Below are 18736 nucleotides of genomic sequence, written 5' to 3' on the forward strand. Positions count from 1 at the left end.
CCCCTAAATATTTAATTCACAAAGTTTTCCATCACTCCCTAATTTTTCTTTTAAAACCTCTGCAAAATTCTCTTTAATAAATGTCGCATTTGCATCCTGCCAGTAAACTATTTTTTCAATTGTTTCTTTATTTTGATAAATATAATCTATGAGCGGCTCAAAACTTAATTCAACATCTCCTGGCTTTGCTGGCAAATGTTCTCCTTTCTCCTCAGTAATAACAAGATCTCTTAAATCACCGAACAAAGTTTCAGCGTCTTTATATTGTATTCTCAAATAAAACCGGGGAGTCTGTCCAACTTTACTTCTAGTTGATGTTAAAAGTTTCAATGATTTTATAACAGCTTCATCCAATTTTTCAACGTCACTATACGTTAATTTAGTATGCTTAGCTCTCCAACCACTTATTAAACCATAGAACCCTATAAGTGAATACTTAACACGCCAATCTTTCCCCATTGTGCCATGTTCGCCTTTTCCGCCTTCTGTTCTTCCTGCAAACATAGAAGTTATTCCGGAAGATTCCAGCAATTGGGCCCGATGCAAAGAATACCCCCATGTAAACTGAACCGGACCAGTAAATGTATACGAAGAACCTTTACTACTATTATTAGATTTCAAAGTAATGGTAGCCCCAAACAGTCTTACATCTATAAACGAATTTAGTATATCTTCTTCGGTAATTTTTGCAACTTCATTCTTACCTAATTTTTCAGTCAATTTTTTTATTCTTCCTGTTGAATCTACCGTTTTGTTGTCGATCTTTGTAACAAATATTTCATACCCCTTATTTTGTAAATAATCTCTAATATATCTTTTTAATCTTACATCACTTACAAGATTTCTACTGGTATCATAATCAAAGCGAGGACGATTTTCGTCATCAGGATCACCATTTGGATTAGATAAATGCGCATCATAAATAAACAAAATATCAGAATTTTTTGAAAACAAATTTTCCGCAAAAAGTCCTTGATTTTCCATTATTTATCATCCTCCTCTTTTTTATTTGAATTAGCAAAACTCATTATTCTTTGAGTTTTCCAAGCGTATCCACTTAATATGTAATAAACGTTCTCTGCTGGAGACAATTTCCACTCTTTTTCAGATTTATCCAGTAGCTCCTTTGCTACTGCATACAAATTTTCATTTTCCCAGGTTAAGATTTTATACTGATTTAATTTCTCAAAAATTTGAATCGCAAAACTCTTTAATTTTGTGAAAGGCATACCACCAAAATTAATCTTTTCAAGTATAACCTTTTTTGAACTAATTCTATACTGTTCAGCTCCAATTGATGCAACAAGAATACCTAATAAAAATAAAGCCAATTTTTGTTCGTTTAATTCTAAAGCTCTAATATATTTCTCTAAGGATTCATCAATAGTCAAAATTTTCTCCATAATATCATTTTCTAACACTTTTTCACCCCCGTAATTAAGTTTTAAATTTAGTGAAGTAATATATTTAAAAAATGCATGAGTATTAATAATATGATTTAACAGGTTTGTTTCTATATCGTTGTAAAATAAGTCCTTTGCCACATTGTTAAATATTGGGATATAAAGTGGAAAATCAATTTTTAATCCTCCAATCAACTGCTTGTGGACATTAAGAATTAGAGATTTCGAAGTATTTTTTCCTCTTATTTTAAAAATATTTTCTATATTCCTAAATGTGAAATTAAACCTTGAATTACTAAACAACTCTGTACTAAATTCTTCATTAATTTTTCTTAAATTATCAAGCAAAATCTTTAACCACATGGGTTTTACATCCTGAATCATTAATAAAATTTTCACAGAAGCATTTTCAATTTTCGAAAAAACAAAATTCATCAATAAATCCTTTCTTTTTAAAAATACAGATAACCTATCAAAACTCTTATTATAAATATCTAAATCACTTAAACTATTCACAGAATCAATAATATTCTTTGAAAAATTCTTTAGCTGTTTTGGTAAGTTTTCTGATGTAAAACTGCTAACAAATTCTGGAATTAGAAAGCAATCAACACCAGCCAATTTAATTTTCAATCTATTAATTATAAAAGTTTCCCCCAAAGAAAAATTCATAAAACAATCAGAGCAAAGAGCGTAATTTTTTATAAAACCTTCAGATTTTAACCCACTTGCAAACGAAGTTTTTTGTGTAATAAAAAACTTTAACTTAAATTTTGCAAAATCAGTTGTTAAAAGAGTTTTTTTCCCACAAGAATAGCAAACTCCTTCCTGAGAAAATCTACTTTCATCATTATCGCCAAACAATTCTTTCCTTAGAATCTCTTTATACTCTTCATTCGTAAATAAAGGGTGATCATTTATGAATACCGTAAATAGTATTTTATCTCTCTTGTTTAAAGTTAACAATTTACTAATGTTATCACTAATCTTTTTATGATACTTCTTATTAAAATCTCGATCATGTGTTTTTGATTTTAAATCTGAATCCAACTCACTGATAAACTCGTTAAACATTGAATTATTACTAACGGACAATTTTTCAAAATCTAAGAGGTATGGATTAAAATAGGGAACGTCATTTTGAAAAATTAAAAATTTTTCAGCAATAGTTTTTAATTCTTTTTTTAATGGAGAACTTTCTGATAAGCTTTTTTCAATATTAATGATTGACTTAGCCAAATATGATAAATCATCACTTGTAAAACGTTTTTGCGGTGATGAACCTTTTGTATTTCCAACCCAGAGAATTTCTTTTATGGTTTCCTCGTCTAAATAACTTTCACCTGGAGCTATTTTAAAAATAGAAAATTCTATTTTTTCATCTTTAAAATTAGTTTTTATAACCGCTTTGTATTTTTTATCGATTTTCACTTTTTGAATTAATTCATCTTCATTTTGCAATTTTAGCAATTTCCCAACTTCCATTATTCCGTTTAGCATCATCACACCCCCGTGTATAATGTAGTAGAAAAATCTGCAAATCAATCCAACTCTGAGTCACCATATAACTAAAATAATTCAGCCGCCCCTTATTTAAATTAAATCTATACAACCAAAACCAATAGAATTTTTACTTCCTATCCCTGAATTAAACGCTAATTCCAATAATTCTTCATCGCCCTCCAATTCAAAAGTTGAAATCCAGCCTTTTACCACAGTATTCTTATAATTAATTACCTGTTCTTTAGCCTTTTTTCCAATATGTCTTATACAGATACTCCCTTTTGGTTCCTTTTTATAAAAAGCCATATATTTTCTTATCAAATTTTCTCTGATAATCTTGTAAAATTCTTGATCAAACGGGCTAAAGTAGTTAACCCATTTACGACCATTTTTATAATACGTTGAATAAACAGTCACAGGAGACTTAGTAACAACTCTAATTTTATTAGACGGTTCGAATTTTTTTATTTGGACATTTATTACTTCCACCTTTTGATTTTTAATAAACACAAATGGCTCTTTGAAAAATGAAAGTGCAATATATTTCATAAAATTATCGTCATGAGAAGAAACAATAAAATCTGCTTGGTTTTTAAATATGAAAAGTTTTTTGCTTTTATCTATTTCAAAATTTCCAAAAAGCTTTGAAAATGTAAAAAGTTTATACTTCCTTTTTCCAAATTTAAACCCTTCATTATGGATAAACTCTGCATATTTCTCATTATTTAACCATTTTAGTACCAACGATTGTAAAATTCTATTATAAGAAAAAGGTAAGTACAAACTTTCAAACTGAAAAGTCAATTTCATTTGCAAGATTACTCTACCACCTTTCATATAATAATTATTTCAAATTCAATTTTTTCTTATTTCATAAACATCTCTGTACACCCTTTTACTAAAACTTTCAAAACCTTTTTCATGAACAAACTTTCTAAGCTTCATTGAAAACATATTATATATCAATGCCTGCAGATATTTGTTGAACCCAACAGGCAATATAACATCCTTTTTAGAAATAAACTCTAATTTGATTCTGATGATAATTCCTCCTTTTTAATGATTAATTTGTGCAATAGTTACCTTTACTTTACAATTATAACATTATACAAATTTTTTAACAAATCTATATTACAAATATTTGTCTTGAAATTCAGTATTTAAAATGCTATTACATATCAAATTTTGTAAGTTTTTTACTTTTACTGCGTTTTTTAATCCTTTTCGGTTATAATAAAAAAGTGTAGGGCAATCTTCACTTCCCCTACACTTTCTGATTATATAAGTGCTATATTTTTTATTAATTTAGTTGGTGAAGGTTTAATTCACAGGTTTATTTTTTGTCTCAGTACCTAAAACAATGCCGGATACTCCTGCCAGTATGGAAAATATTGCTATTACAGTTAAAGCTATGCTCATTGATTTGTCAATAAAATAACCTGTAAAATAAGGCGCAATTATTCCTGCTACTCTTGCCATTGCACCTGCTGTTCCATTAGCAGTACCTCTCATTGGAGTGGGGAACAATTCTGGAGTATACGCATAAACAAGTCCCCAGACTCCAAGGGTAAAAAATGAAATAATAAGCATAATCAACAAAAATGAGATATTACCACTTACCAATGGTAATAAAAATGCTGATAATCCCATTCCAATAAAATAGATTGCCAATGTGGGTTTTCTTCCCCATTTCTCTATAAAATAAGCAACAGATAAATAACCTGGAAGTTGTGCAACATACATATAGAATGTGAACCATTTTGCTTTAGTTACAGATATACCAAGTTGAGAAACAAAGATTTTAGGTGCCCATGAAAAAAGAGCATAGTATACAAAGCTAACAACAAACCATGTAATTATAATTAAAAATGTATGTTTTATATGAGTTTTCCTAAAAAGCGAAGAAAAAGTTAGTCTTGTTTCCTCAAGAGGTTCAATATTAGTTTCTTTGATGTTAAACCATTTTTTGAGCCCATTCACTCCAAATTTTTTGTAAATATATTTAGGTGTCTCTTTCTCTTTGATTAAGGGAATAATCGCAAAAAGTCCGATTATGAATATAAAAAAGTCCCATCTCCACCCAAATTTGTTTCCAATTGTAACAGCAAAAAGAGCTATAATTATACTTCCTATAGCCCAGCTTGTTTCCAGAAATACCAGATATCTTCCTCTTAGTTTTATAGATGTGTACTCTGAAAGATAAGTATTAACTGATGGTAAAAGGCCTCCATATCCTACGCCAGAAAGAAATCTTAATATTATTGCAACCTCAAGTGATTTTGAAAATCCAAAACTAAAAGTAAAAACAACCGAGATCAATAAATAAAGTAAAGAACCAAATTTTCTTCCAATACTATCGACTATAACACCTGAAGATAATGCTCCAAGCAACATGCCCATAAAGGTTGAACTTATAATAGAACTCAATGTTTGTGAACTAATTTTCCACTCAGAAGAAAGATCCGGTATAGCAAATGCCAGGACCATTACACCAGCAGCTCCAATCATCCAGAAAATAGAAGTAAGAATTAAAAGGCGTTTCTGTTCTTTTTTTGAAATATACCTATCAACAATATTATCAATCTTCAATTTCCTCACCTCCAACAATGAGATACTTTTGAATAGCTTTTAAAACTTTTTTCATAGTTGATTCATCAGGTGCCTCTATAGTATGGATGTGAATACCGCCGGAAAGCTCCAATAAAGGAGTTGCACCGGTAGATTTTAACAAACTCATGAATTTTGCAATATCGTCAGAAGAACCTATGTCTATTCGCCCGGTAATTTCCCCATATATTGGGTGTTCCACAATAACATCAATAATTTTCCCACCAGCGTTTACTATTGAAAACAATTCGTCGTAAATTTCATCTGCTGTATGTTTAACTGCAACCATCTTTCTAACAGTATTTTCATCTTTTTCAAGTATATATCCATCCCTTGTAGAAAAAATTTTATAACCCTTAACTTTCAAAGAGGAGATATCCTGAACTATTATTTGACGACTAACTCCTAATTTTTCTGCAAGAACTTTCCCTTTAACTGGCCCCCTTGCATTTTTAAGAATATCAAGTATTTTGTTTAATCGGTTCATAATTTCACCTCCATGCTCTAAATAACTACTAAATAACTACAATAACCATTTTTTAATTAGTTATCTATCAATATTCTACGTGCATTGTCAGCAACTGTCAATAGGTGTAAAGTTCATACAACGATAATGCAGACGTTACAAAAACTGATATTGGTAAAAACTCTTACACATTCAATCTTGAATATTGCCTAAATAAAGATATAATATAATCGCATAATAAAATCTTATGAAATATTCCGGGAGTGAAAAGATGCTTGTAATAGAGAGTGGAAAATTTAAAGGAAAAAGAATCGATATAGTTCCAGATAAGCGCACACGATATACCACCGGAAAAGTAAGAAGAGCACTAATTAGTATGTTTGATGTATCTGATAAGGAAGTTTTAGAACTTTGCGCGGGTAGTGGTATAACAGGTTTTGAATTTCTAAGTAATGGAGCAAAATTCGTAACTTTTGTAGATGCTTCCGAAAAGGCTATAAAAACAATTAAAAAAAACGCATTAATACTTGGCGTAAAAGAAAGTGTAAATATAGTTAAAATTGATGCCAGAATATTTTTAAAAAGAAATACAAAAAAGTTTGATATTGTTTTTATGGATCCACCATATGAATTAGGAATAGGTAACGAACTTCTAAATTTGTTTGGAAATGAAATCTGGAAAAATAGCATTATTGTTTTTGAACATTCAAAGTATGAAAAAGTAAAAATTCCAGAATTTCTCGAAATTATAAAGCAAAAGAAGTACGGAAATATAATTTTAGAGATATTAAGACATATTTCTTAGTAACTTTACAAAAAAAGATGGACATAATTGTCCATCTTTTTTAACATCATTTTCTTTATATTTTATAGCTGTTCCAACTCTTTTTTTAAGAAAGTAGGAAGAGCAAATGCAGCCCTGTGGATTTCTTCATTATAATATTTTAGCTCTTCTTCAAAACTTTTAACCTTTTCTTCAGAAAAGTCTTTTAATGGATCAATTCCTTTCGAAGCAAAAGTATAAGCCCACATTCCACTTGGGTATGTTGGCATGAAACTAAGATAGAGTTTTGTTACCGGGAAAGCCTGTTTTATCCTGGAGTAAGCCATTCTCATCCATGTTCCATCGTACATCCAATCTTCGCTTTCAGCAGCAAATGTACCGTTTTCTGTTAATGCATCAAAACAGGCTTTGTAAAAATCTACCGTGAATAAATGCCCGCCTTCACCCGCTGTAGGATCAGTGGAATCAACAATTATAACATCAAATTCGTTTTTAAAGTTTCTGACAAACTTTGAACCATCTTCATAAACAAGTTCAACCCTTGGATCATCGAGTTTACTGGCAGTAAGTGGCAGGTATTTTTTTGCTGCCTCTACTACCATCTCATCTATTTCACACATGATAACTTTTTCAACACTTTTATGTTTTAAAACCTCTCTAACACTACCTCCATCGCCTCCACCTATAACCAGAACTTTCCGAGGGTTTGGATGCAAAAACATAGGAACATGTACTAACATTTCATGATAAAAAAAGTCATCTTTTTCTGTGGTCATTGTTATACCATCAAGCGAAAAAACTCTACCGTAAAAGTCTGTTTCAAATATGTCTATTCTTTGATATTTACTTTTTGCAGAATAAAGCATTTTATCTATTTTCATAAAGATTCCACAGTTTCCCGGTGTGTAATATTCAAAATACCACAGATGTCTGTTTGGTACAAAACCATACTCCATAAATTACACCTCCATTTTATGTGGTGCGCTTTCCGGAATACCAATTTCGTCATATTTTCCTCTTAAGTGTTCAACAACATGGACTCGTTGTGATTTCATAACTTTTTTCAAGTAGGAAAAAGCCTTCCATGGATCTACATCATCGCCACATGTAAACAAATCTACCGCTGCATAACCATATTCAGGCCAGGTATGAATGGTAAGATGTGACTCAGAAATAACTACTACACCACTCACCCCATAGGGGAGGAACCTGTGAAAAGAGGAATTAACAATAGTTGCTCCTGTTTCATAAGCAGCATCTTTCATGCTTCTTTCAATTAATTCAACATTATCAAGGATTTCTTTGTCACAGTCGTAGAACTCTGCTATAATATGTCTGCCTAAGCTTTTCATATCAATCCCTCCCCGTTTTTAATTTATTGTAAAAATTATTCTATGTTTATCCATAAGAATTTTACGCTTTTTTTATACGGGTTGCGAATTTTGTGTTTTCTATCAGCACAATAATAAAAGCAATCTCCTTCTTTCACTTTGTATACTTTCTTGTCAAGTATTAGTTCTAACTTCCCACTTATAACAAACCCAAATTCGTCTCCCTCATGCGGTGACTCTTCCTCTGTTTGAGCACCAGGCTCAAGTTCAATAAGTTTTGGATCTATAGATTTGTCTTCAATATTATCCATTAATATATATCCTATTATTCCCTGTTCTTCCATGTACATTGGAACTCTTTCATCCACTCGAAAAACTATTTTTTTTCTCACATCGTCCGCAAAAAAATTTTTTAAGTCAGTTCCAAGTACCCTCAATATTCTTTCAAGAGTGTCAATAGAGGGTGATACCTGATCATTTTCTAATTGTGAAATGAAACTTCTTGATAAATCACATCTATCAGCCAATTCTTCCTGGGTGTAACCTTTTGCTATTCTAAGATTTTTTAATTTAATACCCAATTTCAAGGTTCCACCTCTAACATGTCTATAATACTAAACAAACTTTGTCTATAATACACAACATATTATATAACCTTTTGGGGAAGTATCAAGTTAAGATAGGGTAACTTTTATGTAACCAAGACATTTTCATAAAAGCCATTTTGTGGTTACAACGTATAATTTTATTATGTGATAATGTAAGAGAGGAGGAATTGTTTATGATACTTTTTGGAACTGGTGGTATTCGCGGGGTAATGCAAAGAGGTGAATTTGATAATGAAACGGTTATGGTAGCAAGCAAAGGCGTTTCAAATTATATGAAAGATAAAGGATTATCAAGAGTTGTTATAGCTTATGATACAAGGAATAATTCGAGAAAGTTCGCAGAACTTGCCGCGATGGTCTTTGCAGCTGATGGTCATAAAACATTGATTTTCAAAGAACCAGTTCCCACCCCTGTTCTTTCTTATGCTGTGCGTTATTTAAAGTTCGATATAGGTGTTGTTATAACGGCAAGTCACAACCCACCAGAGTACAATGGTTACAAAGTATACACTTCAAATGGTGTTCAGGCTATACCAGAAATAACAGATATACTGAGAAAATTTATAGAAAATGTTAAGCGCGATAACATCAAACTTGAAGATAGTTTCAGTTACGTAGAAGATGTGGTTCTGGAATCTTATATTGATAAAGTTTGTGAAATATTAGATGAAGATCTCAATGGAGTGGATGTAGTTTACACTCCTCTTCATGGTACCGGGGCAATCCCTGTGGTAGCTGCTTTAAGAAAATTAGGAGCAAATGTTATAACAGTTGAAGAACAGATGTTTCCCGATGGTAATTTTCCAACAGTTTCCACGCCAAATCCCGAAGAAGACGAAGCGCTTAATTTCGTGAGAAAATACATGAAAAAACACAACGTGAAATTAGGTATTGCCACTGATCCTGACTGTGACCGCGTAGGAGTTGTGTGGAAAGACAGCAGATTAACAGGAAACCAGGTAGGAGTTTTACTCACTGATCTTTTATCGCGAAAAGTTTCTGAAAATCCTATGATAGTTAAAACAATAGTTTCAACAGATATGGTTAAACCATTGTGTAAAGAAAGAAATATAACACTTTTTGAAACTCCAACGGGTTTTAAATTTATAGGGGACCTTATAGAAAATAAGAAAGACTTCAATTTTTTGTTTGGATTTGAAGAAAGTTGCGGTTATTTAGCAGGAGACCATGCAAGAGATAAGGATGGTGTTATTGGAACTTTGTTGATCGCTTTAGCTGCAAAAAAGTTTGATTTGTTGGATAGACTTGAAGATCTCTACAAACGTTATGGATACTATATGGAAAAACTTTTGAGTTTTAAATTTAAAGATTTAACTACTCCTAAAAAAATTTATAAAGAATTAAAGCTTGGAAAGCTCCCTCAAGGTGCTCAAAATACAGTAGACTATTCAAAAGGAATAGACAATATCCTTCCTAACGAAACATTACGACTGGATTTCGATGAGGGAAAAATATACGTGAGACCCTCTGGTACCGAGCCAAAGCTCAAAGCATATATCATGGTAAATGGAGACACAAAAAATAGAGCTCATGAGTTTTTGTCCCGACTTTCTAACTCCTTTTCTTCTTTCATAGAAAGTATAATTTGAATAAAGTTATCGAATAGTTGACAGTGTTCTGGAAAATGCTCACAGAATATTTCCATCTCAGCGTTAACCACCTCTATATCGTTCCTGACTATCGGGCCTGTGATGGAATTCACGGTCCCGTTTTCTTTTACATTCTTTATTAAAGTTTTAAGCAAACTTTCAACTACTTCGGAAAAATGTTTAAATGGAATGTTAGCTTTTTTATATAGTTTTTCTGCAAGGTATATGAGAGAAAGATTAAAGTTACTCATCAAAACAGCGGCAAGATGATAATAAATTTTTTTACTACTATCAATAACAAAATATTTACCTTTTACAAGAGAGATCAGTTTTTTGGCTACTTCAATATTTCCCTCTATTCCAAAGATAACATCTTTAAAAGATGTTTTTCTCCCGATAACCGGACAATTTGGGTGAACAGAAGCTGGAGACCAGTTTTCAGGAAATATTGTAGAAGGATAAAAACCACTAAAATGAATCACCTTTACGTTGCTTCCTAAAAATTTCTCTAATTTTTGAGGTATCTCAGAAAGAAGATTATCTGGGTAACCCACAAGTACAATGTCATCTAAAACAAAATTATCATCGTATGTTACAGGAATTCCGCCTATTTCTTTTGCAAGAACTTTTGCCTTTTCTCTACTTCGAGATACTATAAAGCCCATTTCTACTTTTCCCTTTAAATTGTAGGCAAATGCAGTTGTGACTTTTCCAATACCTATTATGTTTATTTTCATATTATCATCTCCCGTAAGCTTTTAAAAGAAAGATACGATAAATGTTAATAATGGCGCTATCGCAAGTGCAGGTAAAAAATTCCCCACACGGGTATCTTTAATTTCAAGTATTTTAAAGCCTATTCCCAGCACCATAATTCCCCCTGTTGCTATTAAGTTATTTAAATATTCTGGAGTTGTTAAAAAAGACAGCTTAGAAGAAAATAAAACTATTGCTCCCTGTATAATTAATACCGAAAACGCTGAAAGCATCACTCCAAAACCATACATTGAGGACAACACTATAGAAGATATTCCATCAAGCAATGATTTCATGTAAATAATTGAACCATCTCCTGTAAGCCCAGCAGTAATAGAACCTATTATGGTCATTGGTCCAACCAGAAATAATAAAGATGAAACAACAAAACCCGTTGAAAAATCACCCTCTTTTATTTGATCGCCAATCTTTTTCAGTAATTTTTCTATGTCCAAAATTTCCCCGACAATACCGCCAATTGCCATAGCACCAAGTACAATTAAAAAATTATCAACTTTTATGATCATGGTGATACTCAAGCCAATAGTCGAAAGTCCAACAGCAAAGAACAAAATAGTTCTAATGTTTGCTGGTAAACCCTTCCTGATAATAATTCCAACGATACTTCCAAAAGCCACCGAGATAGCATTTACAACAGCAGTAATTATAGTTTCACCTCCTCATTGATAAATAATGAAAGCGCCGCTTATTAAAATTGCTGTTCCAACAAGCCTGATTTTGATAGCCTCTTTATAAAACACCCTGGCAAACAATATGGATACAACAGCAGAAAGCATAGAAAGCGGTTCAGCAACACTTATATCAATATATCTAAACGCTTTTAGAAGAGCAATATAAGCGTACGCGTTGCAAAACCCGCCTAAAATAAGATACAAAAGTTTATCTTTAACAAGAATAATGTGGTGCTTTATCCCTCTCTCATATAGAACACTCGAAACAAAAAAATATATTGTCATTACAAAATAAACACCAACAGAATATCCTATAGGATTATATCCTTGTTCCTTAGTAAGAAATCCGTCGACTATTCTACCTACAGCTATTAAAATTGATGATACTATCATAGAAAGTGCACCTTTACTTTTTAGAACATTCACATAGGATTTATATATTTTATTCGACTTTTTTAAAAATGAAACTCCATAAATCATTAAAATACTTCCAAAAAACTTTGAAAAATTCATAGGTTCATTAAGTGTAAAATATGCACCAAAAATTAAAAAGATAGTATTGATATTGTAAAGTGGAGCCACTACCGAAATGTCTTCGTGAGTTAATGCATACATATAAAGAAAAAAAGAAAAGGAGTATATACTACCGCTTATGAAAGATACTTTTATTATATCCCAATTTACAAAACCAATAAAAGGTAACATGGACAAAAGTGAAAATCCAAAAAATCCCCACGCAGATAAAATGGAAGAATTTTTCTCTCCTATCTTTTTCCCTGCGATTCGCTCATACCCCAATAATAAAATACGCAAAGATATCCAGAAAGCCCCCATGTTTTCCCCCTTTATACAGCTTTATGATTATTTTATCACATCACAGTTTGCAGTAAATATTTGTTAATTAAAAATAGTGCGGACATACGCTCCGCACTATTTTTATACTGGTCCTATCTTTTATTTACGCTTTGATATTTATAACTTACTTACTATAGATTCAAGTAGCTTTATTAATTCTATCGCATTATTTCCCGCTTCACGCAAAATGGAAGAAGCCTTCTCAATATTATTCTGCTTAATAGCCTCTGCTATATCTTTGCCAGCTTCATGGACAAAGTGATGGATTTTTTCTACATCTTCCCATTCTTTCTCAAGCCCCTCTGGAGGTCTAACGAAATTGTACCAGCTTCCAAACGTACATTTTCTTGCGTCAAACTCGACATCTGGAATTTCACCAGAACTTACCGCCTCTTTTACCTTATCAACCCATATTTTATGAGCCTCTATAGCTTCTTTTATTTCTCTTTCATAATCTTTTTTAGTTGAAACTGAAAATGTTTCTTTTACAATATGTGCAGTTGAAACGAGCGATTGAACAATATTCTCTATTTCGTCCTTTATGTTTTCAGAGTCCTTTTTAAGCTTGTCATTTCTTTTTGACATATCTTCTACCATTTCAACTATTTCCATTATTTGCTTTGTTACATTATCCATAGCAGCAGAAATTTCTTCCGTGGTTGCACTTTGCTCCTGACTTGAGCTTGCCAGTATATCCACCATTTGTGAAACTTTTTCCACTTCTCTTTTTATTTCTTTAAATTGCGTGTTGGCTGTTACCGTTCCATCATTGATTTCCGTAATTTTATTAACTACCGAGTTTGTTAACTGGCTTACCTTATTAACGCTGATTTTAATATTTTTAAGTATTTCTGCTATATTTTCAGTAGACCTTTTACTCTCCTCGGCAAGTTTTCTAATTTCATCTGCAACTACTGCAAAACCTTTTCCGGCTTCTCCAGCTCTTGCTGCTTCTATAGCGGCGTTAAGCGCTAAAAGGTTTGTTTGTTCCGCTATTGAATTTATACTTTCCAGGATTTTGCTTATTCCATCGGTGTTTTGAAGGAGCTCACTGACACTTTCCTGGGTAAGATTTGATTCTTCCAGAGTAGAACTTACCATACTAATAATATTGTTTAAAGATTTCTCACCAATTTTCACTGATTCAGATATTGTGTCTACCTGCCGGGAGATTTCCTGAGCAGTTTTTGAAACGTTCTCTGCAGCCGCAGCAATTTCTTCTATTCCAGAATTTGTTTCTTGCATAGAAGCTGAAACATTTTCTATATTTTCAGCTATGGAAGAGTACTTTTTGTTTGTTATATTTATATTTTCACTGAAATTGTTTAAATCGTTTGAAATCTTACCTGTTGAAATATATACTTTTTTAATACTTCCTATTATAGTCAGAATGGAATCTTTCATTTTTTCAACAGTATGGTTTAAGGATTTTCCAATAAGGGCAAATTCGTCTTTTCCTTTTGCTTTAATTTTGTATGTCAAGTCTCCGTCTGATATTATTTCAAGACCTTTAAGCGTTCTACTTATGTTCTTATTAACATGCAAAGAAATCCATAAGAAAAAGACTATCATAATAACAGTGAAAACAATAAAAAAGATTAGAAGCTGTTTCTTTAAATTTTTCCCAACAAGATTAATATGTGAAGCATCTATTTCACTTATAATAGCAGCTATTGTTTTCCCGGAAAAATCCTTCAATGGCATTCCAGCATATAATTTTGTCTTTGAAAAATATGTGTAATCTTTTCCATTTAGCACTGCTGACATATCTATGTATTTGCTTATATTTTCCATATCATTGGTTTCTTTGACCATTTTATCGACTCGTTTTCCATTCTTGTCGTAAAATATGTAAATCATATTTTTTCCTGGAAGTGATTTTAAAAATGAGGAACCTAAATCGTATCCCAATTCTACAGTCCCAATATGATTTCCTTTATAAATTAAAGGTTTTACTACCCTTAAACCTAAACCATCAACACCTATCTCAAGTCCTGTTATTACTCTTTGCCTGGTATTTGCTTCAACAACAGTTTTTCTAAAAGAAGATAAATCATCACCATATTTACCGGGCTTGTGGACTCTTAAAAAGCTTTTGTTATCTGGAGTGTGAAAATGAAAAAAGGTAACACCAAGTTCTCTAAGCTTATCGTATGTATCTTTTGTTAAATCATACAATTTTTCCCTGTTTCGCGTTGCAAAAGTCTCTAAAATATCTTTATTTCCCTCAACAAACGCCATAGCCTCAAGCAATCCATGTGTTTGAGATTTTATTAAATCATCTGCATATGAAGCATAAACTTCCATTTCACCCATTGTCCAATGTTTGTTTAAACTATTGATTGAGAGAGAAACAATAAGAAATATAGAGGAAAATGTTGTAATTATTAAGACAGGAATTATTAGATTTAAAAGTTTTGATATTCTCATGATTTCCCTCCTCGTGTAAATATTGACAAAAAAATTATACCATTTTTATCGACAATAAAAGTGCTCCCCGGTTTTACAGTTTGTTAATGAATACATTACTATTACTGCTAATTTTTCATTATAAGATCACTCAACGTATTTACATAATATACAATATACAAAAAAGCCGGAAAAGATATAATTAAAATCTTTTCCGACTATAGCAACTTTATAATAATTATTCAGCTGTCCAAAATATGTCAAATCTGTGGTTAAAACTCTTACAGTACATTAGTCTGAAGCTTTTAACACTCACCAAACATGTAGAAAAACAGTTAATATTAAATAAGTGGCTTTTTAAATATTTCTTGCTGTCTGGAATTATTACCTGCTTAATCTTTTTTCCTCAAAAGCGCTGATTTCCTTTGTCAAGGAATAGTAGAAAAAGAAAGGATATATACCAAGAGTTACTATGGATAACAACAGCAATGCAAGTATACTTTTGTCTGAGTTTATTTCAACAATTATTTTTCTTAAATACAAAAGGCTTAAGAAAAAAACTATAAATTGCGCAAAAAGCCAGGTAAAATATGAATTGGTAAGATAAAGTGGAATATTTGCAAAGAGTGCCAGAAAAACGATTGTCCAGAAAAGCGGAATTAAATTTACAACACCATTTGTTATATCCTTAAGAATCTTTCCATATTGATAAAGAAGTATTAGAAAAAATATAGATGAAACTGTAAGCAAAATATCAGAAACATCATTATTTATAAAACCAAAAAACAATCCAGTTATTGTTGGAATAGCCCATAACCAGTATATAAGAAAGTTTTTTCTCATAACCATCACCGTTCTTTGTTTTCTACCTCTCTCAAAAGTTTTAACCTATCAGGATTCATGTAATTCAAGCAACATCCTGAACCAAACATTTTTTCACGAAGACCCATTTTTTCTTCAAGTGCAACAATTTCTTTATATTTTCCGCATAAATTATTTTCAGTTAAATATCTACATCGCTGCTTTTCAGAATCCCACTCTCCATAAAAACACGGAGTATGTTTGCAACAGTAACCACATTTTAAACATTCTGGACAATGAGCAGATTCTGAAGAAAATTCTTCAATAATTTTTTCCCAATCCATAATTCCACATCAAAAATCGAAACCTTCTGTTAAAATTTCGTTTATTCCATCAAGTATTTCTTCAGGAGTTATAAGTTCGCCGCCTACTTTGTTTATAAATTTAACTTTAGTCCCGGGTTTTACAAGCCTTAAAATCTCTCTCCCGTATTGTCCAAGATTCATTTCGGGTATTACAACAGCTTCTACCTTTGACAATCTTTTTCTAAGCTGATGAACAGGAATAGGCCAGATGGTTATTGGCTTGAAAAGGCCTACTTTCATTTTATCCTCTCTGGCAATTTTAACTGCTTCAAGTGCGCTTCTTGCTACAACCCCATATGCTATAACAAGAACTTCTGCATCGTCAACTAAATATTCGTTGTACATAGCTATTTCATCTATATGCAATCTTATTTTGTTTGTTAATCTTTTGATCAGTTTTTCTGCTGTTTCATAAGAGGCATTTGGGAAACCTGATTCATCATGCACCAGTCCTGAAACGTGAAAGCGAGTTTTTCCCATTTCCACAAGAGCTGTAGGGGTTGGCTCGGCGTATTCGCTCTCTGCGTATGGAACAAATATTTCCTCTTCTTCAAGTTCTTTCTCAGAAATTCTTTTAACAATCTCTATTTTACTTTCAAGAGGTAAAGAAAAAGTTTCTCTCATATGTCCAAGAGTTTCATCCATTAAAAATACTACAGGAGTCCTGTAAATTTCTGCAAGATTAAAAGCACGTATAATATATTTATACGCCTCTTCAACTGTTGAAGGATAAAGTGCTATAATAGCATGATCTCCGTGGGTTCCCCATCTTGCCTGCATAATATCTCCCTGAGCCGGTTTCGTTGGAAGACCTGTTGATGGACCTCCACGCATGACATTTACAAAGACACAGGGAGTTTCAGTCATAATAGCGTATCCTAACGCTTCTTGCATAAGGCTAAACCCTGGTCCACTTGTAGCTGTCATAGACTTTACTCCTGCAAGTGATGCCCCTATAATAGCTGCTGCACTCCCTATTTCATCTTCCATCTGTATAAATACTCCCCCAACTTTTGGAAGTTCACGCGCCATCGTTTCAGCTATCTCTGATGACGGTGTTATAGGGTATCCTGCATAAAATCTACAACCAGCTTTGATTGCCCCATAAGCTACTGCTTCATTTCCCTGCATAAACACAATTCTGGATTTTTCATGCATTGTTTTCACCCTCTTTGACTGGCATTTTTTCAACAATTTCTATGGCAAAATCAGGACATAAATTTTCGCACATCATACATCCTATACAGGTATCATGATTTTCTACAATAGGTTTATTCAACTCACCGCGGTTTATAGTTTGAGTGGGGCAAACATGATAACAAATTCCACATGATTTACACCAGCTGTAATTTATTTTTACTATAAAATTGCGCTTTGGCACAATATCACCTCACTTGATAATTGATAAGAAAATTCCAGCTGCAACAGCAGAACCAATAACACCTGCAACATTTGGTCCCATGGCATGCATAAGGATGAAATTTGTTGGATCTTCTTCTTGAGCTATTTTTTGAGAAACACGGGCTGAATCTGGTACCGCTGAAACTCCAGCTGCACCTATGAGCGGATTAACTTTGTCTTTCAAAAATAAATTCAATATTTTTGCAAAAAATATACCACAACTAATTGCAACTATAAACGCAAGCGCCCCCATACCGAAAATCATTAATGATTGTGGAGTTAGAAATATATCTGCTCTTGCAGAAGCACCCACTGAAATGCATAATAATATAGTTACAGTATCAAGTATATACCTGCTTGCAGCTTCAACAAGTCTTTTTACAACCCCTGCTTCCTTCAATAAATTACCGAACATGAGCATTCCAATGAGCGGTAACGCCTTTGGAACAATAAAAGCAACTATCACCGTAGTGAGAAGAGAAAATAAGATTTTTTCCGTTTTCGTGACTTTCCTGGGAGGTTTCATTCGAATTCTTCTTTCCTCTTTCGTGGTTAAGAGTTTTGAAACAGCTGGCTGAAGAACTGGTATGAGCGCTATATATGAATACGCAGAAATTGCAATTATGGATAAAAGTTCAGGCGCAAATTTGGATGTTATATAAATTGAAGTGGGGCCATCAGCACCACCAATTATACCTATAGAGGCCGCCTGTTTTAAAGAAAAACCAAGAAATCTTGCAACAATAAAAGTAACAAATATTCCAATCTGAGCTGCGCCTCCAAGAAAGATTGTTATCGGATAAGACAATATAAAAGAAAAATCAGTAAGTGCACCTATACCAAGAAAAATCAACGGAGGATATATTCCCAGTGTGAGTCCCTGTTGTAAATACCAGAGGAGTCCACCTGGCGAATTTTCTGACGGAGGATTTAAAATACCTGTGACATCTGGCGGAATATTTGCAAGGATTATTCCAAAAGCTATGGGGATCAAAAGAAGTGGTTCTGCTTCTTTTTCAATGGCAATGTAAATTAGGGCAATTGCAATAATATACATGATAATATTACCAAGAGTTATGTGAGCAAATGCGGTGCTCTGAAGAAATGCTGTTAATGCTTCTAACAAAATCTTTCCTCCTTCTCTT

General features: G+C 32.5%; 20 protein-coding genes. 2 read left to right on the forward strand and 18 right to left on the reverse strand.

Features of this window, described 5'->3' with window-relative positions:
• Window positions 1-3: 3 nt before the first annotated feature.
• The 6 genes from cas7b to JYK00_RS09510 form a co-directional block, all read right to left on the reverse strand.
• Complete coding sequence (cas7b, locus tag JYK00_RS09485) at window positions 4-984, reverse strand: type I-B CRISPR-associated protein Cas7/Csh2 (RefSeq protein WP_207566654.1); 981 nt, start codon at window positions 982-984, stop codon at window positions 4-6.
• A complete protein-coding gene (locus tag JYK00_RS09490; RefSeq protein ID WP_207566655.1) occupies window positions 984-2903 on the reverse strand; it encodes a TIGR02556 family CRISPR-associated protein in 1920 nt (639 codons plus the stop codon). The genes cas7b and JYK00_RS09490 overlap by 1 nt, the downstream gene beginning before the upstream one ends.
• A gap of 93 nt (window positions 2904-2996) precedes the next feature.
• Window positions 2997-3716: a CRISPR-associated endoribonuclease Cas6 gene (gene cas6 / locus JYK00_RS09495; RefSeq protein WP_228288235.1), complete on the reverse strand. Its 720-nt coding sequence runs from the start codon at window positions 3714-3716 to the stop codon at window positions 2997-2999.
• 45 nt (window positions 3717-3761) lie between these two features.
• Window positions 3762-3905 carry a hypothetical protein gene (locus JYK00_RS09805; RefSeq protein WP_228288161.1) on the reverse strand — a complete coding sequence of 48 codons (144 nt, stop codon included), beginning with the start codon at window positions 3903-3905 and terminating at the stop codon, window positions 3762-3764.
• A 321-nt stretch (window positions 3906-4226) separates the two neighbouring features.
• Window positions 4227-5495 carry an MFS transporter gene (locus JYK00_RS09505; RefSeq protein ID WP_207566657.1) on the reverse strand — a complete coding sequence of 423 codons (1269 nt, stop codon included), beginning with the start codon at window positions 5493-5495 and terminating at the stop codon, window positions 4227-4229.
• The gene (locus JYK00_RS09510; RefSeq protein ID WP_207566658.1) at window positions 5485-6000 is read right to left on the reverse strand and encodes a transcription repressor NadR; all 516 of its coding nucleotides are present in this window, start codon (window positions 5998-6000) and stop codon (window positions 5485-5487) included. The genes JYK00_RS09505 and JYK00_RS09510 overlap by 11 nt, the downstream gene beginning before the upstream one ends.
• A 250-nt stretch (window positions 6001-6250) precedes the next feature.
• On the opposite strand from JYK00_RS09510, the gene rsmD reads away from it, so the two are divergent.
• Window positions 6251-6784, forward strand: coding sequence for a 16S rRNA (guanine(966)-N(2))-methyltransferase RsmD (gene rsmD / locus JYK00_RS09515; RefSeq protein WP_207566659.1), 534 nt, complete (start codon window positions 6251-6253; stop codon window positions 6782-6784).
• A gap of 62 nt (window positions 6785-6846) precedes the next feature.
• Here rsmD and speE read toward each other — a convergent pair whose 3' ends face one another.
• From speE to JYK00_RS09530, 3 genes are read right to left on the reverse strand one after another with little or no spacing between them, the layout of a single operon-like run.
• Window positions 6847-7719 carry a polyamine aminopropyltransferase gene (gene speE, locus JYK00_RS09520; RefSeq protein WP_207566660.1) on the reverse strand — a complete coding sequence of 291 codons (873 nt, stop codon included), beginning with the start codon at window positions 7717-7719 and terminating at the stop codon, window positions 6847-6849.
• A gap of 3 nt (window positions 7720-7722) precedes the next feature.
• Window positions 7723-8115 carry an adenosylmethionine decarboxylase gene (gene speD / locus JYK00_RS09525; RefSeq protein ID WP_207566661.1) on the reverse strand — a complete coding sequence of 131 codons (393 nt, stop codon included), beginning with the start codon at window positions 8113-8115 and terminating at the stop codon, window positions 7723-7725.
• Between the two features lie 35 nt (window positions 8116-8150).
• Window positions 8151-8681, reverse strand: coding sequence for a helix-turn-helix domain-containing protein (locus JYK00_RS09530; RefSeq protein WP_207566662.1), 531 nt, complete (start codon window positions 8679-8681; stop codon window positions 8151-8153).
• A gap of 194 nt (window positions 8682-8875) precedes the next feature.
• Here JYK00_RS09530 and JYK00_RS09535 point away from each other — a divergent pair, with 194 nt between their 5' ends.
• A complete protein-coding gene (locus JYK00_RS09535) occupies window positions 8876-10312 on the forward strand; it encodes a phospho-sugar mutase (RefSeq protein ID WP_207566663.1) in 1437 nt (478 codons plus the stop codon).
• On the opposite strand, the gene JYK00_RS09540 is transcribed toward JYK00_RS09535, so the two are convergent.
• The 9 genes from JYK00_RS09540 to JYK00_RS09580 form a co-directional block, all read right to left on the reverse strand.
• Window positions 10252-11049, reverse strand: coding sequence for a Rossmann-like and DUF2520 domain-containing protein (locus tag JYK00_RS09540; RefSeq protein ID WP_207566664.1), 798 nt, complete (start codon window positions 11047-11049; stop codon window positions 10252-10254). The genes JYK00_RS09535 and JYK00_RS09540 overlap by 61 nt on opposite strands.
• A 21-nt stretch (window positions 11050-11070) precedes the next feature.
• The gene (locus JYK00_RS09545) at window positions 11071-11736 is read right to left on the reverse strand and encodes a DUF554 domain-containing protein (protein ID WP_207567689.1); all 666 of its coding nucleotides are present in this window, start codon (window positions 11734-11736) and stop codon (window positions 11071-11073) included.
• Window positions 11737-11748: 12 nt separating this feature from the next.
• On the reverse strand, window positions 11749-12594 hold the full coding sequence (locus JYK00_RS09550; RefSeq protein ID WP_207566665.1) for an EamA family transporter: 846 nt from the start codon (window positions 12592-12594) through the stop codon (window positions 11749-11751).
• Window positions 12595-12732: 138 nt separating this feature from the next.
• Entirely contained in the window at window positions 12733-15045 is a 2313-nt protein-coding gene (locus JYK00_RS09555) for a methyl-accepting chemotaxis protein (RefSeq protein WP_207566666.1), read from the reverse strand.
• Between the two features lie 363 nt (window positions 15046-15408).
• Window positions 15409-15867: a DUF4234 domain-containing protein gene (locus tag JYK00_RS09560; RefSeq protein ID WP_207566667.1), complete on the reverse strand. Its 459-nt coding sequence runs from the start codon at window positions 15865-15867 to the stop codon at window positions 15409-15411.
• Window positions 15868-15872: 5 nt separating this feature from the next.
• Window positions 15873-16169: a hypothetical protein gene (locus JYK00_RS09565; RefSeq protein ID WP_207566668.1), complete on the reverse strand. Its 297-nt coding sequence runs from the start codon at window positions 16167-16169 to the stop codon at window positions 15873-15875.
• A gap of 9 nt (window positions 16170-16178) precedes the next feature.
• Window positions 16179-17348: a 2-oxoacid:acceptor oxidoreductase subunit alpha gene (locus tag JYK00_RS09570; protein WP_207566669.1), complete on the reverse strand. Its 1170-nt coding sequence runs from the start codon at window positions 17346-17348 to the stop codon at window positions 16179-16181.
• Complete coding sequence (locus tag JYK00_RS09575) at window positions 17341-17571, reverse strand: 4Fe-4S dicluster domain-containing protein (protein ID WP_207566670.1); 231 nt, start codon at window positions 17569-17571, stop codon at window positions 17341-17343. The genes JYK00_RS09570 and JYK00_RS09575 overlap by 8 nt, the downstream gene beginning before the upstream one ends.
• A gap of 9 nt (window positions 17572-17580) precedes the next feature.
• Window positions 17581-18717, reverse strand: coding sequence for a sodium ion-translocating decarboxylase subunit beta (locus tag JYK00_RS09580; RefSeq protein WP_207566671.1), 1137 nt, complete (start codon window positions 18715-18717; stop codon window positions 17581-17583).
• Window positions 18718-18736 lie beyond the last annotated feature (19 nt).

This window comes from Thermosipho ferrireducens, assembly GCF_017358165.1.
GTDB lineage: Bacteria > Thermotogota > Thermotogae > Thermotogales > Fervidobacteriaceae > Thermosipho_B > Thermosipho_B ferrireducens.

Excerpts from the sequence above, each read along its gene's own strand:
- cas7b (WP_207566654.1), bottom strand. The coding sequence starts at position 984 with ATGGAAAATCAAGGACTTTTTGCGGAAAATTTGTTTTCAAAAAATTCT.
- JYK00_RS09490 (WP_207566655.1), bottom strand. The coding sequence starts at position 2,903 with ATGCTAAACGGAATAATGGAAGTTGGGAAATTGCTAAAATTGCAAAAT.
- cas6 (WP_228288235.1), bottom strand. The coding sequence starts at position 3,716 with ATGAAATTGACTTTTCAGTTTGAAAGTTTGTACTTACCTTTTTCTTAT.
- JYK00_RS09510 (WP_207566658.1), bottom strand. The coding sequence starts at position 6,000 with ATGAACCGATTAAACAAAATACTTGATATTCTTAAAAATGCAAGGGGG.
- rsmD (WP_207566659.1), top strand. The coding sequence starts at position 6,251 with ATGCTTGTAATAGAGAGTGGAAAATTTAAAGGAAAAAGAATCGATATA.
- speE (WP_207566660.1), bottom strand. The coding sequence starts at position 7,719 with ATGGAGTATGGTTTTGTACCAAACAGACATCTGTGGTATTTTGAATAT.
- speD (WP_207566661.1), bottom strand. The coding sequence starts at position 8,115 with ATGAAAAGCTTAGGCAGACATATTATAGCAGAGTTCTACGACTGTGAC.
- JYK00_RS09535 (WP_207566663.1), top strand. The coding sequence starts at position 8,876 with ATGATACTTTTTGGAACTGGTGGTATTCGCGGGGTAATGCAAAGAGGT.
- JYK00_RS09540 (WP_207566664.1), bottom strand. The coding sequence starts at position 11,049 with ATGAAAATAAACATAATAGGTATTGGAAAAGTCACAACTGCATTTGCC.
- JYK00_RS09550 (WP_207566665.1), bottom strand. The coding sequence starts at position 12,594 with ATGGGGGCTTTCTGGATATCTTTGCGTATTTTATTATTGGGGTATGAG.
- JYK00_RS09555 (WP_207566666.1), bottom strand. The coding sequence starts at position 15,045 with ATGAGAATATCAAAACTTTTAAATCTAATAATTCCTGTCTTAATAATT.
- JYK00_RS09560 (WP_207566667.1), bottom strand. The coding sequence starts at position 15,867 with ATGAGAAAAAACTTTCTTATATACTGGTTATGGGCTATTCCAACAATA.
- JYK00_RS09565 (WP_207566668.1), bottom strand. The coding sequence starts at position 16,169 with ATGGATTGGGAAAAAATTATTGAAGAATTTTCTTCAGAATCTGCTCAT.
- JYK00_RS09570 (WP_207566669.1), bottom strand. The coding sequence starts at position 17,348 with ATGCATGAAAAATCCAGAATTGTGTTTATGCAGGGAAATGAAGCAGTA.